The sequence below is a fragment of the Nocardia sp. 149-1B genome (assembly GCF_057747975.1).
This window is the reverse complement of the sequence record NZ_CM173233.1, coordinates 660,871-674,697: the sequence shown is the minus strand read 5'-3', so window position 1 is coordinate 674,697 and position 13,827 is coordinate 660,871. Positions and strand designations below refer to the sequence as shown.

General features: G+C 70.6%; 12 protein-coding genes. 8 read left to right on the top strand and 4 right to left on the bottom strand.

Translation table 11 applies throughout. The annotated features are described in order from the left end of the window. The first annotated feature begins 3 nt into the window (after positions 1-3). A complete protein-coding gene (locus tag AC3ANS_RS03145; protein WP_488294716.1) occupies positions 4-1,296 on the top strand; it encodes a DUF58 domain-containing protein in 1,293 nt (430 codons plus the stop codon). 100 nt (positions 1,297-1,396) lie between these two features. Here the strand turns inward: AC3ANS_RS03145 and AC3ANS_RS03140 are convergent, their stop codons facing one another. Next, entirely contained in the window at positions 1,397-2,392 is a 996-nt protein-coding gene (locus AC3ANS_RS03140) for a stage II sporulation protein M (RefSeq protein ID WP_488294715.1), read from the bottom strand. Positions 2,393-2,448: 56 nt separating this feature from the next. On the opposite strand from AC3ANS_RS03140, the gene AC3ANS_RS03135 reads away from it, so the two are divergent. The 4 genes from AC3ANS_RS03135 to AC3ANS_RS03120 all read left to right on the top strand — a co-directional run bounded on the left by AC3ANS_RS03135 (position 2,449) and on the right by AC3ANS_RS03120 (position 7,086). Continuing rightward, the gene (locus AC3ANS_RS03135) at positions 2,449-3,258 is read left to right on the top strand and encodes an RDD family protein (RefSeq protein ID WP_488294714.1); all 810 of its coding nucleotides are present in this window, start codon (positions 2,449-2,451) and stop codon (positions 3,256-3,258) included. 388 nt (positions 3,259-3,646) lie between these two features. Next, positions 3,647-5,041: an ABC transporter substrate-binding protein gene (locus tag AC3ANS_RS03130; RefSeq protein WP_488294713.1), complete on the top strand. Its 1,395-nt coding sequence runs from the start codon at positions 3,647-3,649 to the stop codon at positions 5,039-5,041. A 132-nt stretch (positions 5,042-5,173) separates the two neighbouring features. Continuing rightward, entirely contained in the window at positions 5,174-6,136 is a 963-nt protein-coding gene (locus AC3ANS_RS03125; RefSeq protein WP_488294712.1) for a carbohydrate ABC transporter permease, read from the top strand. Then, positions 6,133-7,086, top strand: coding sequence for a carbohydrate ABC transporter permease (locus AC3ANS_RS03120; RefSeq protein WP_488294711.1), 954 nt, complete (start codon positions 6,133-6,135; stop codon positions 7,084-7,086). The genes AC3ANS_RS03125 and AC3ANS_RS03120 overlap by 4 nt, the downstream gene beginning before the upstream one ends. Positions 7,087-7,159: 73 nt before the next feature. Here AC3ANS_RS03120 and AC3ANS_RS03115 read toward each other — a convergent pair whose 3' ends face one another. After that, positions 7,160-8,524: a GH1 family beta-glucosidase gene (locus AC3ANS_RS03115; protein WP_488294710.1), complete on the bottom strand. Its 1,365-nt coding sequence runs from the start codon at positions 8,522-8,524 to the stop codon at positions 7,160-7,162. A gap of 47 nt (positions 8,525-8,571) precedes the next feature. Here AC3ANS_RS03115 and AC3ANS_RS03110 point away from each other — a divergent pair, with 47 nt between their 5' ends. Continuing rightward, entirely contained in the window at positions 8,572-9,582 is a 1,011-nt protein-coding gene (locus AC3ANS_RS03110; protein ID WP_488294709.1) for a LacI family DNA-binding transcriptional regulator, read from the top strand. Between the two features lie 4 nt (positions 9,583-9,586). Here AC3ANS_RS03110 and trmB read toward each other — a convergent pair whose 3' ends face one another. Then, positions 9,587-10,348: a tRNA (guanosine(46)-N7)-methyltransferase TrmB gene (gene trmB, locus AC3ANS_RS03105; protein WP_488294708.1), complete on the bottom strand. Its 762-nt coding sequence runs from the start codon at positions 10,346-10,348 to the stop codon at positions 9,587-9,589. Between the two features lie 143 nt (positions 10,349-10,491). On the opposite strand from trmB, the gene AC3ANS_RS03100 reads away from it, so the two are divergent. Together AC3ANS_RS03100 and AC3ANS_RS03095 are read left to right on the top strand one after the other, a co-directional pair. Continuing rightward, positions 10,492-10,977, top strand: a complete 486-nt coding sequence (locus AC3ANS_RS03100; RefSeq protein ID WP_488294707.1) for a GyrI-like domain-containing protein — start codon at positions 10,492-10,494, stop codon at positions 10,975-10,977. 17 nt (positions 10,978-10,994) lie between these two features. Then, positions 10,995-12,338: an aspartate aminotransferase family protein gene (locus AC3ANS_RS03095; RefSeq protein WP_488294706.1), complete on the top strand. Its 1,344-nt coding sequence runs from the start codon at positions 10,995-10,997 to the stop codon at positions 12,336-12,338. A gap of 294 nt (positions 12,339-12,632) precedes the next feature. Here the strand turns inward: AC3ANS_RS03095 and tuf are convergent, their stop codons facing one another. Further along, a complete protein-coding gene (tuf, locus tag AC3ANS_RS03090) occupies positions 12,633-13,826 on the bottom strand; it encodes an elongation factor Tu (protein WP_488294705.1) in 1,194 nt (397 codons plus the stop codon). Between the last annotated feature and the right edge of the window lies 1 nt (position 13,827).

Genomic DNA, 13,827 nt, shown 5'->3' with positions numbered 1-13,827 from the left:
CTGATGGCGATCTCCGGCCGGGTCCCGCTGCTGCTCCTCCTGGGGGTGGTGGCTGTGGTGCTGCGCCCGGGCATGGGCACGGCCTGGCTGTGGCTCCTGGCCGTCACCCTGCTGGTGGTGCTCGACGTGCTGCTCGCACCGTCACCGGCGCGCATCGCGCTGGAGCGCCCGCCCGTCGGAACGGTGCGGCTCGGCGAGCCCACCGAGACGCGGCTCGTGGCCTCCACCACCTCCCGTCGCCCCGTGCGGGGGTTGCTGCGCGACGCGTGGCAGCCCACTGCCGGGGCCGGGGCCAACCGGCACCGGCTGCGCCTGCGGCCCGGTGACCGGGTCGTGCTGCGGACGCCGCTGCTCCCCCGTCGCCGCGGCGACCTGCGGGCAGTCGGGGTCACCGTGCGGCTCCACGGCCCCCTGGGCCTGGCGTCGCGGCAGCGCACGACCCTGGTCGAGGGTGCGGTGCGCGCGCTGCCCCCGTTCGACTCCCGCAAGCACCTGCCGAGCCGGCTGGCCCGGCTGCGCGAGCTGGACGGCCGCGCCGCGGTGCGCGTGCGCGGGCCGGGCACGGAGTTCGACTCGTTGCGGGAGTACGTCCGCGGGGACGACGTGCGCTCCATCGACTGGCGGGCGAGCGCGCGCAGCCGCACCGTGGTCGTCCGCACCTGGCAGCCCGAGCGCGACCGGCGGGTCGTGCTGGTGCTCGACACCTCGCGCACCTCGGCCGGTCGCGTCGGGGACGTGCCTCGCCTGGACTCCGCGATGGACGCCGCCCTGCTCCTGGCCGCCCTGGCCGCCCGAGCCGGGGACCGCGTCGACTTCGTGGCCGGCGACCACCGGGTGCGCGCCCGCCTGCGGTCGGCCGGCGCACGCGACCTCGCCGTACGGCTCCAGGAGACGATGGCCGACCTGGAGCCGGTGATCGCCGAGGCCGACTGGGGCTCGCTCGCGGGCGCGGTCACCGGCCTGGGACGCCAGCGGGCGCTGGTCGTGCTCTTGACCCCGCTCGAGCCGGCAGCCGTCGAGGAGGGCCTGCTACCGGTGCTCCCGACCCTCACCAAGCACCACCGGGTCGTGGTCGCGTCGGTGCGCGATCCCGCGCTGGAGCAGCTCGCCGCGACCCGGGGCACGGTGGACGAGGTGTACGACGCCGCCGCGGCCGAGCGGGTCCTCGGCCGGCGCCGCCACACCGCGCGCCTGCTCCGCGCCCTCGACGTCGACGTCCTCGACACCGACGCCGAGCGGTTGCCGCCCGCGCTCGCCGACCACTACCTCTCGTTGAAGGCGCGCGGGTTGCTCTGACCCGCCGGCGCGCTGGGTCTCGACACGGCGGTCGCGGCTTCGTCCCTCAGCCCCGCGCCTCGCTCGACCACCATCAGCGGATCCGCTGGCGCGTCTCCGCTCACGCCTGCGTCGCCACCCGGTCCTCGAGGAGGGCGGCGTCCAGGTCGCCGGTCGCGCCCCGGTGGACGGCGTCGCGGCCGATGACGAACACGTAGGCGAGGAAGACAGCCTCGGCCAGCGCCCCGATGCCGATCCGGGACCACGTGGGCAGACCGGACGGGGTCACGAACGCCTCGATCAGCCCGCTGACGAACAGCACCGCGACCAGGCCCAGGGCCACGGTCCCGGCGGTGCGGCCCTCGCGGGCCAATGACTGGGTCCTCGTCAGCGCGCCCGGCTCGACCCAGGACCAGAAGAGCCGCAGGCCGACCCCACCGGCGACGAAGACCGCGGTCAGCTCGAGCATGCCGTGCGGGAGGATCAGCCCCCAGAAGTGGGCGCCGTGGTCGTGGCGGATCATGATCGAGCCGATGATCGCGAGGTTCGCGATGTTCTGGAACAGCAGGTAGACCACCGGCACCCCCAGCACCCCGAGCGCCAGGCACAGCGCGGCGACCCAGGCGTTGTTGACCCACACCTGCGCGGCGAAGTGGCTGGCGGCGTACGCGCTGTAGTAGTCCTCGAAGTCGTGGGAGACCAGCTGGTCGACCTGCTCGGGAGACAGCAGGCTCTGCTCGACGGCCGGGTGCTCGATCAGCCAGAGCATCATCACCGCGGTGACGACCACGTTGGCCGCGAGTGTGCCCAGCCACCACCACCGCAACCTGAACAGCGCCGCCGGGAACCGCTCCAGGAAGAAGCGGCGTACGCCGCTCCACGTGCCGGTGCGGGTCCCCGCCGCGCGGTTGCGGGCGCGCGAGAGCAGCGAGGAGAGGTAGGCGACGACCGAGGCGTCCGGCGCGGAAGTCCGCACCACCGAGAGGTGGGTCGCCACCCGCTGGTAGCGCTCGACGAGCTCGTCGGCCTCGGGGCCGGTCAGCCGGCGTCTGCGGGTGAGCTCCTCGAGCCGGCGCCACTCGGGCGCGTGCGCGCCGACGTACGCGTCGAGGTCCACGGGCCCGACCCTACGGCGCCTGCCCCTCCCCCGCGCCGGCACTAGGCTGGACATCGATGGCGACTCCGGAGCTCGCGACGCTCACCACCGACGACCTCGTCACCGGTGAGGCGGTCGCGCTCGACCTCCCGCCAGCCAGTCTCGGGCTGCGGATCGCCTCGGGACTGCTCGACGCGCTGGCGACCGCCGCCCTGCTGGTCGTCCTCGTGCTCGTGCTGGTGATCGCCGCCCTCCAGGCCGACCAGGCGCTGGTCGAGGTCGCCACGCTGGCCGCGGTGATCGTGTCCCTGATCGGCTTCCCGACCACGCTCGAGACGCTGACCCGCGGCCGGTCGCTCGGCAAGCTCGCGTTCGGCCTGCGCACCGTGCGCGACGACGCCGGACCGATCTCCTTCCAGCACGCGTTCGTCCGGGCGCTGGTGGGTGTCGTGGAGATCTTCGTGTTCCTCGGCGGTCCGGCGTTCTTCTCCGCGTTGCTGAGCGGGCGCGGCAAGCGGCTCGGCGACTTCGCTGCCGGCACGTACGTCGTGCGTGAACGGGTCGCCCTCCACCTGGCGCCTCCGGCACGCATGCCGCCGGCGCTGGCCCAGTGGGCCTCCGCCGCGGACCTCACCTCCCTGCCCACGGGGCTCGCCCTCGCCGTGCGCCAGTTCCTCGGACGGCTCCCGCAGATCGACGCGGAGTCGCGGACGCGCGTCGGCGCCCGACTGGCCGCCGCCGTCAGCGAGTACGCCGCGCCCCCACCGCCTCCGGGGACGTCGCCCGAGGCGTTCCTCGCGGCGGTGGTCGCCGCCCGGCGCGAGCGCGACGCCGCCCGCCTGGCTCGCGAGGACGAGCTCCGCCGCCGGCTGACCGCACGCGGCTGAGACGCTCCGCGACGCCACCTCGGCCCGGTCGTGGACGGTTGTCACACCCGATCCGGCAAGGTCACGAACCGTGACCATCCACGGGTCCAAGGTCAACAACTTCTGCTGCCATTGGTCCCTCCCGCCGGAGGAACGGCACACCCACGATGGTCCGTACCGGCAACGTCCCGTTGACGGCAGCGATGGAGATCGTCCGGCTCCCACCCTCCGCCGGAGAAGTTTCGACGGATTTGGGAGCGTTCCCACGGAATTGTGGCGCACGTTACAGAAACGTTACGGCTTGTCCTTGACGAGGCGGAGCGTAAACGTTTGCATCATGTTCGACGGAGCGGGTTTCGGGCACGCGGACCCAGGACGGACCTGCTGACAACGCAGAGAGGAAGCACGCATGCAATCACGCAACACGCGCAAGGGGGTCGCGGCAGCCGCGGTCCTCGTGACCGCGGGGCTCGTCCTTGCCGGATGTGGCGGCAGTGACAGCGACGGCGGTAGCGGTGGCAAGGCCTCCGGCACCTGGCCGGGCAAGGACAAGGCCGAGTGCAAGGGCCTCGAGCAGCTCGCCGACTTCGGCGACCTGACCGGCAAGACCGTCTCGATCTACACCTCGATCCTGCCTCCGGAGCAGCAGGCCCAGGAGGATTCCTACAAGCTCTTCACCACCTGCACGGGGGCCAAGGTCAAGTACGAAGGCTCCGACCAGTTCGAGACCCAGCTGGTGGTGCGCCTCAAGGCGGGCACGCAGCCCGACATCGCCTACATCCCGCAGCCCGGTCTGCTCAAGACCGTCGTGTCGTCGGGCAAGGCCGTGGAGGCTCCCTCCCAGGTCTCCGACAACGTCGACAAGTGGTTCGGCGAGGACTGGAAGGGCTACGGCAGCGTGGACGGCAAGCTCTACGCCGCCCCGCTCGGCGCGAGCGTGAAGTCCTTCGTCTGGTACTCCCCGGAGATGTTCAAGAAGAACGGCTGGACCGTCCCGGAGACCTGGGACGACATGATGGCGCTCTCCGACACGATCGCCGCCACGGGCATCAAGCCCTGGTGTGCGGGCATCGAGTCCGGCGAGGCCACCGGCTGGCCGGCCACCGACTGGCTGGAGGATGTCCTCCTTCGCGACGCCGGTCCGGACGTCTACGACCAGTGGGTCAACCACGACATCCCGTTCAACGACCCGGCTGTCGCCGAGGCGCTGGACCGCGTCGGTAGCATCCTGAAGGACCCGAAGTACGTCAACGGCGGCTTCGGCGACGTCAACTCCATCGCCACCACGGCGTTCCAGGACGGCGGCCAGCCGATCCTCAAGGGCGAGTGCGCGATGTACCGCATGGCGTCGTTCTACGCCGCGCAGTGGCCTGAGGGCACCGACGTGTCCAAGGACGGCAAGGTGTTCGCGTTCTACCTGCCCACCACCAACGCCGACAACGGCAAGCCGGTCCTCGGCGGTGGCGAGTTCGTGACCGCGTTCTCCGACCGGGCCGAGGTCCAGGCGTTCCAGACCTACCTGTCGACCGACGTGTGGGCCAACGAGAAGGCCAAGGCGACGCCGGGCGGCGGCTGGGTCAGCGCCAACACCGGTCTGAGCATCGACAACCTCAGCAGCCCGATCGACCAGCTGTCCGCGTCGATCTTCCAGGACCCCGAGGCCGTCTTCCGCTTCGACGGTTCCGACCAGATGCCCAGCGCCGTCGGCGCCGGCTCCTTCTGGAAGGAGATGACCTCCTGGATCACCGGTGAGAGCACCAAGGACGCCCTCGACAACATCGAGGCTTCCTGGCCGGCTTCCTGATCGACCGGAGCGCCGGGGCGGACCTCCTGTCCGCCCCGGCGCTCCGCGGTTTGTCACCTGGGGCCGCGTGAGCGCGCGACCGATCGGACGAGAGACGGGTGGGTTGTGACCACACAAGAGAAACTGATCCAGATGGTCATCGCCATCGCGCTGTTCTTCGGCGTGATGGCCATCATCTTGCTGCTGACCCAGCGCCTGAGGTCGCGCGCTGGGGAGCGAGTACAGGCCGCCGCGTTCCTCGGGCCGGCTTTGCTTCTGATCGGGGTCGGCCTGCTCTACCCCGCCGGCGTCACCGTGTGGCAGTCGCTGCACAGCGCCGATCCGTTCAACCCGCAGTGGGTGGGCCTGGACAACTACAAGACCCTGTTCACCAACAAGAACGAGATAACGGTCCTCCGCAACACCCTGCTCTGGGTGCTGCTCACGCCGATCTTCTCCACCGGCATCGGGTTGGTCTACGCCGTCCTGGTCGACCGGGCCAGGTTCGAGAAGATCGCCAAGGCGCTGCTGTTCCTGCCGATGGCCATCTCGATGGTGGCGGCCTCGATCATCTGGAAGTTCGTCTACGACTACAAGTCCAGCTCCTCGGGCGGCGGCGGCAAGAAGCTCGAGCAGATCGGGCTGGCCAACCAGTTCCTCGACTGGCTCGGACTGAACACCTACAACTTCCTGCTCACGCCCCCGTGGAACACGCTCTTCCTGATCGTGATCCTGATCTGGGTCCAGGCAGGCTTCGCGATGACGATCCTGTCGGCCTCGATCAAGGCGATCCCCGACGACATCGTCGAGGCCGCACGGCTCGACGGGGTCGGCGGCTGGAAGATGTTCCGCCACATCACCGTGCCGAGCATCCGGCCCTCGCTCATCGTGGTCCTCACCACGATCACGATCGCGACCCTGAAGGTCTTCGACATCGTGCAGACCGCGACCGGCGGCAATTTCGACACCAGCGTCTTGGCCTATGAGTTCTACCGACAGAACTTCGTCGCGAACAACCAGGGTCTGGCCACCGCGATCGCCGTGATGATCTTCGTGCTCGTCTCGCCCGTCGTCATCTACAACGTCCGTCAGCTGCGCAAGTTGGAGGCACGATGACCACCTCGACCCCGATCGCGCCCCAGGTTCCCGGCGCCGGCACGCCCCCGCCCCCTCGCTCGGCGTCCGCCGTCGCCAAGGCCGGGCTCACCGGCCGGTTCGCCTCCGGCGCCGCGATGGTCATCGCCGTCCTCTGGACGGTGCCGACGTTCGGCCTGCTGGTGTCCTCGTTCCGACCGGAGGACCAGGTCAAGGCCAACGGCTGGTGGAACGTGTTCACCCACCCGTCCTTCACGTTGCAGAACTACAAGGACACGCTGAACGGCGGCGCCTCGAACACCGGCCTCAGCACGAACCTCATCAACTCGATCGTGATCACGATCCCGGGCGTGCTGATCCCGATCGCGCTGGCGACGCTCGCCGCCTACGCCTTCGCATGGATGCAGTTCCGAGGCCGGGACACGCTGTTCGTCGCCGTCTTCGCGCTGCAGATCGTGCCGATCCAGGTCACGATGGTCCCGCTGCTCAAGCTCTACAGCCAGCCGCCGTTCGGGCTCCCCTCGCTCGCCGGGCGGGACGCACCGGCGGGCGGCCTCTACGAGCTGTGGCTCTCGCACACGATCTTCGCGCTGCCGTTGGCGATCTTCCTGCTGCACAACTTCATGCGGGAGATTCCGGGTGAGCTCATCGAGTCTGCACGCGTGGACGGTGCGGGCCACGTGCAGATCTTCACCCGGATGATGCTGCCGCTCATGGCACCGGCCATCGCGGCGTTCGGCATCTTCCAGTTCCTGTGGGTCTGGAACGACCTGCTGGTGGCGAAGGTCTTCAGCTCCCCCGAGATCACCCCGATGACCGTGCAGCTCCAGCTGATGGTCGGTGAGCGCGGGCAGGACTGGCAACTGCTGGCGTCGGGCGCGTTCCTCTCCCTCGCCATCCCGCTGGTCGTGTTCTTGTCGCTGCAGCGCTACTTCGTGCGCGGCCTGCTGGCCGGCAGCGTCAAGGGCTAGGTCGATGGCACCCGATCCCGCGGCCGTCCCGGTCGGTCGGACGCGGGATCGGGAGCCTCGACGGCCTGTCTCCCTAGCGGCTGGCGCCGATGTGCTCGGCGAGCCAGCGGTAGGACGCCTTCGGCGTTCGCGTCTGGTCCTCGGGGTCGACGTGGACGACACCGAACGTCTTCGTGTAGCCCTCGGCCCACTCGAAGTTGTCCAGCAAGGTCCACACGAAGTAGGCCCGGATGTCGGCTCCCGCCGCCCGGGCTCGCTCGGTGGCGGCGATGTGGTCGCGCAGGTAGCCGATCCGGTCCTGGTCGTCGACCACACCCGAGTCTCCCTCGAGGACGTCGTCCGGGTAGGCCGCGCCGTTCTCGGTCACCATCAGCGGCAGGCCGGTGCGGCGGTGGGTCTCGACGAGCAGCTCCTCCAAGCCCGACGCGTCGACCTCCCACCCGATGTCCGTGCGCGGCTCACGGACCACGAACGACACCGGGGCGGACCCGGGGTAGGCGTCGAGCTCGGGGTGGACCTCCAGCGCCGGGTCGGCCACCGCCGGACGCACCGGCGTGTAGTAGTTGACCCCGATCCAGTCAGCGGATCCGCGGACCAGGTCGAGGTCGCCGTCCCGGACCACCGCGGGGTCGGCGAGCTCGGGCGCGACGGCGAGCATGCCCTCGTCGTACGCACCGTCCACCAGGGGGCCCAACCAGACCCGGTTGCGGATCGCGTCGATCCCGTCGGCAGCGGCCTTGACCTCGGGGGTCTCCGGCCACACCGGGACCAGGTTGAGCACGATGCCCAGGTCGGTGACCCCGGCGGCGTGCAGTCGCTGCGCGGCGAGTCCGTGACCCAGCAGCAGGTGATGGGCGGCGACGTGACCGGCCCCGCCCTCACGACGGCCGGGGGCGTGGATGCCGGCGGCGTAGCCGAGGTACGCCGCGCACCACGGCTCGTTGTGCGTCGCCCAGACACCGACCCGGTCACCGAGGCGCTCGTGCACGATCATGGCGTAGTCGGCGAACGCCTCGGCCGTCGATCGCTCGGTCCAGCCGCCGCGGTCCTCGAGCGCCTGGGGCAGGTCCCAGTGGTAGAACGTGCCGGTCGGGGAGATGCCGCGGGCCAGCAGCGCGTCGACGAGGCGGTCGTAGTAGTCCAGGCCCCGGGTCTCGACGCGCCCGGTGCCCTCGGGCAGGATCCGGGACCAGGAGACGGAGAAGCGATACCACCCGACGCCGAGGCCGGCGAGCAGGTCGACGTCCTCCTCGTAGCGGTGGTAGGAGTCGCAGGCGACCGACCCGTCGGAGCTGTCCCGGATGGTGCCGGGCCGAGCGGTGAAGGTGTCCCAGATGGAGGGCCCGCGTCCGTCCTCGGTGCTCGCCCCCTCGATCTGGTAGGACGCCGTCGCGGCGCCGTACTGGAGGGTCGTTCCGTCAGGCAGGTGCAGGCTCATGGGCCTCATCGTAGTGCCTGGACCGGTAAAGTGGGAGCGCTCCCGCGATGACCGGGATCAAGGACGTGGCCCGCGAGGTCGAGATGTCGACCGCGACCGTCTCGCGCGCCCTGCGCGGCCTGCCCGGCGTCTCGGAGGAGACCCGCAGCCGGATCCAGGAGACCGCTCGCCGGTTGGGCTACGTGCCCTCCCCCAGCGCCGCGGGGCTGGCCAGCGGGCAGACCCGGACGGTGGCCGTGATCGTCCCGTTCGTGACCCGCTGGTTCTTCGCGGCGGTCGTCCAGGGCGCCGAGGAGGTGCTCCGCGAACGCGGCTACGACCTCCTGCTCTACAACCTCGCCGGCGACTCCTCGGCCCGGCACCGGGTCTTCGAGACCAGCCTGCTGACCAAGCGGGTCGACGCGGTGCTGGTGCTCAGCCTCAAGCCCAGCCCCGAGGAGCTGCAGCGCCTCGAGCGGATCGGACGCCCCGTGACCGTGGTCGGTGCGGACCTCCCCGGCTGGGCCACCGTCCGGATCGACGACCGCCTTGCGGCCGCCACCGCGATGGAGCACCTGATCTCGCTCGGGCACCGACGGATCGGCTACGTCGGCGGCGCCACGGAGGGCGTTCTGGACTTCACCGCGCCCACGGCTCGGCTGGCCGGCTACCGGGACTCGCTCCTCGAGGCCGGCCTGGCGCCCGACCCCGACCTCGAGGCCAACGGCGAGTTCACCTTCGCGGGCGGGATGCGCGCGGGCCGGGAGCTGCTCGAGCGGGCGAACCCGCCGACCGCGATCTTCGCCGCCTCCGACGAGATGGCGATCGGGGTGATGCGCGCGGCCCGCGAGCTCGGGCTGGCAGTCCCCGAGGACCTGTCGGTGATCGGGATCGACGACCACGAGATGGCCGGGTTCTTCGAGCTGACCACGGTGGCGCAACCGGTCCACGAGCAGGGCCGGGTGGCCGCCCTCCAGGTCCTGCGATCGCTCACGCATCCCGCGTGGAAGCCCGAGCAGGTGCTGCTGCCCACCCGCCTCGTGGTCCGACGTACGACCGCCCCTCCGGCCGCTCGATGAGCGGCTAGACCCGGCGGTAGGCGAGGTCGGTGATCCCCCGGCCGGCGGCGAGCCCCTTGCGCTCGAACCTGGTCAGCGGCCGCTCGTCCCACCGGTCGACGACGCCGCCCTCGAGCAGCGGCTCCGCGTCGAGCACCTCGACCATCTGGTCGGCGTAGTCCGCCCAGTCGGTCGCGAGGCGCCACTCGGCACCGGGAGCGAGGCGCTCCGCCGCGAGGCGGGCGAACGCCCGCGTCACCAGACGCCTCTTGTGGTGCCTGGTCTTGTGCCAGGGGTCGGGGAAGAACGTCCAGAGCGCGGCCAGGGTGCCCGGGGCGACCAGGTGCTCCATCGACCACACGGCGTCGACGCTGAGCAGGCGGACGTTCGACAGGCCGGCCTCCCCCACACGCCCCAGGGTGTCGGCGACCCCGGGCAGCCAGACCTCGAACGCCACCACGTCGTGGTCGGGCCGGGTGGCGGCGAGCTCCACGGTCGACTCCCCGATCCCTGAGCCGATCTCGACGATCAGCGGCGCCGTACGCCCGAAGCAGGCCGCCAGCGAGAAGCCCGGGTCGTCGACCGCCTCGTCCGGCACCCACCAGCACTCGGCGTAGGCATCCCACGCGAGCTGCTGACGCGGTGTGAACCGGTTGCCGCGTCGGGAGTAGCTGAGCACCTCCCGCATCCGCCGGCCGTCCTCGGTGAGCTTGTGGTGCGGGCGCGCGGGCCGCACCCCGTCCGGGGTGTCGGGCGCATCGTCCGGGACGTCTGGGTGGTCGAGCACGGCGCCAATCCTCCCCCACCCCTGCGGTTCGGGCCTCGGCGCCTGCCGGGCGTCCCTGCCAACCGTGCCCTTCGGCCCTACTCGCGTCCCGGCCGGGTTTCTAGCGTCGGAGGTGACAGATCAACGACAGGTAGTGGGGAGACATGAACCAGACCATCGACGACGTACACGAGGCCGGACGCAGGATCGCGGTCACGTCGTTCCCCTGGGAGCACGAGGACATCGCCGAGCTGATGGCCGCGTCGTTCGGCACCGTGGCGCGCTACCTGGCTCAGGTGGGCGTGACGATCACCGGACCCGCTGTGGGCTACTACACCAAGCAGACCAACGGCCACTTCCGCGTCTCGGCGGGCTTCGTGGTCGACGATGCCTTCGAGAGCGACGGGAACATCGAAGTGATGCGGCTGCCCGCCGGCCGGGTCATCTCCACCGTGCACATCGGGCCCTACGAGCGCCTCACCGAGACCTACGACGCTCTGCAGGACTACGCCGCCCGGCACCACCTGGTCCTGGACCAGGAGGCGATGTGGGAGGAGTACCTCTCGGCCCGCGACGTCGACCCGGAGCAGGTCCACACCCGGGTGACCTGGCCCGTGACGCACGCGAACGTCCCGGTGGCGGCCCACTGAGGCACTAGGTTGGCGGCGTGCTGGACAGACGCCGCCTCACCGACCTCCGGACCACCGAGGAGGAGCGCTTCGTCGCCGACCATCCTCGCTCCGCCGAGCTCTCGGCGCGCGCCCGCGGGCCACTGCTCGCGGGCGTGCCCATGCCCTGGATGACGCGGTGGCCCGGCAGGTATCCGCTCTTCTTCGACACCGCCTCGGGCGCGCGGCTGGTGGACGTCGACGGGCATGAGTACGTCGACCTCTGTCTGGGGGACACCGGTGCGATGACGGGGCACGCGCTCCCGCAGGTCGCCGATGCCATCGCGGACCGCGCGCGCACCGGCATCACCACGATGTTGCCGTCCGCGGACGCGATCTGGGTGGCCGAGGAGCTCGCCCGCCGGTTCGGGCTGCCCACCTGGCAGCTGGCCATGTCGGCGACCGACGCCAACCGGTTCGTGCTCCGCTTCGCCCGGCACCTCACCGGCCGGCCCCGCATCGCAGTGATGGACTGGTGCTACCACGGCACCGTGGACGAGACGCTCGCGATCCTCGACGGCGATCGGGTGGTCGCTCGCCCCGGCGCCCTCGGCCCGCAGGTCGACGTCGCGCAGACCACCGCCGTGGTGCCCTTCAACGACGCCGAGGCACTCGAGCGCAGGCTGGCCGAGGGCGACGTCGCCTGCCTGCTCATGGAGCCGGCGCTGACCAACATCGGCATCGTGCTGCCCGAGGCCGGATATCTCGACGCCGTCCGGGAGATCACCCGGAGGCACGGCGTGCTGCTGGTGATCGACGAGACCCACACGCTGTGCACCGGGCCGGGCGGCGCCACCGCGGCCTGGGGCCTGGAGCCCGATCTGGTGGTGGTCGGGAAGCCCATCGGCGGCGGTGTGCCCTGCGCGGCGTACGGCATGAGCGCCGAGGTGGCCGAGCGCCTCACGGGGCCGATGGTCGGCCACGAGATCGACGTCGCCGGGGTCGGCGGCACACTCACGGGCAATGCGCTCGCGCTCGCGGCGATCCGCGCCACGCTGTCGACCTGCCTGCGTGAGGACGACTTCGCCGTCGCGATCCCACTCGCCGAACGGTTCGCTGCCGGCGTGGCCCGGGTCATCGCCGAGCACGGACTGCCCTGGCACGTGCAACGCCTCGGCTGTCGCGCGGAGTACTGGTTCTGCCCTCCCCCACGTGACGGCGCAGCGGCCGCTGCGGCCGTCGACGAGGAGCTCGAGGGGTTCTTGCACCTGTGGTGCCTCAACCGGGGCGTCCTGCTCACGCCGTTCCACAACATGGCGCTGTTCTCACCGGCGCACACCGAGGCCGACGTGGATCGCCACACCGAGGTCTTCGCCGAGGCGCTGAACGCCCTCGTGGGTTAGGTGCGAGTCGGCGCCACTGCAGGTCTGAGGAGTGCCGAGTCGGCGCTACTGCACGCGTGAGGGTGCCGAGTCGGCGCATCTGCAGGTCGGCGGCTGGCGGCTCGACGTCCGTCCTCGGCTTGCGGGTCCGCTGGGGATCGCCGAGTCGGCGCAACTTCACGGACGGGGCGCTGCGCGCCCGAGCGGTTAAGAACCGCCGACTCGGCTCGCAACAGGAGAGCGATGCCTGATCCAAAGCAAAGGGCCCCGAAAGCTGCTGCGCAGCTTTCGGGGCCCTTCGTTTGGATCAGGCGATCACTTCGTGATCTTGGTGACCCGGCCGGCGCCGACGGTGCGGCCGCCCTCGCGGATCGCGAAGCGCAGACCCTCGTCCATGGCGATCGGCTGGATCAGCTCGACGACCATCTCGGTGTTGTCGCCGGGCATGACCATCTCGGTGCCCTCAGGAAGGGTCACGACGCCGGTCACGTCCGTCGTCCGGAAGTAGAACTGCGGACGGTAGTTGTTGAAGAACGGCGTGTGACGGCCGCCCTCCTCCTTCGAGAGGATGTAGACCGAGGCCTCGAAGTTGGTGTGCGGGGTCGTGGTGCCCGGCTTGATGACGACCATGCCGCGCTCGACGTCCTCGCGCTTGGTGCCACGAAGCAGCAGACCGACGTTCTCACCGGCCTGGCCCTCGTCGAGCAGCTTGCGGAACATCTCGACACCGGTGACGGTGCTCTTCTGCGAGCCCTCGCGGATGCCGACGATCTCGACCTCCTCGCCGACCTTCACGATGCCGCGCTCGATGCGGCCCGTGATGACGGTGCCACGACCCGTGATCGTGAAGACGTCCTCGACCGGCATGAGGAACGGCTTGTCCGTCTCACGCTCGGGGGTGGGGATGGCCTCGTCGACCGCGTCCATCAGCTCGAGGATCGACTCGCCCCACTTGGCGTCGCCGTTGAGGGCCGGGAAGGCCGCAACGCGCACGACCGGGATGTCGTCGCCCGGGAACTCGTACTCGGAGAGGAGCTCGCGCACCTCCATCTCGACGAGCTCGATGAGCTCCTCGTCGTCGACCATGTCGCACTTGTTCAGGGCGACCACCAGGGCGGGCACGCCGACCTGGCGCGCGAGCAGCACGTGCTCACGGGTCTGCGGCATCGGGCCGTCGGTGGCGGCGACCACGAGGATCGCGCCGTCCATCTGGGCCGCGCCGGTGATCATGTTCTTGATGTAGTCCGCGTGACCGGGGCAGTCGACGTGCGCGTAGTGGCGCGACTCGGTCTGGTACTCGACGTGCGCGATCGAGATGGTGATACCGCGCTGACGCTCCTCAGGGGCCTTGTCGATCTCGTCGAACGGCGTGAAGGGGTTCAGGTCCGGAAACTTGTCGTGCAGCACCTTGGTGATTGCTGCGGTCAACGTCGTCTTGCCGTGGTCGATGTGACCGATGGTTCCGATGTTGACGTGCGGCTTGGTCCGCTCGAACTTCGCCTTAGCCACT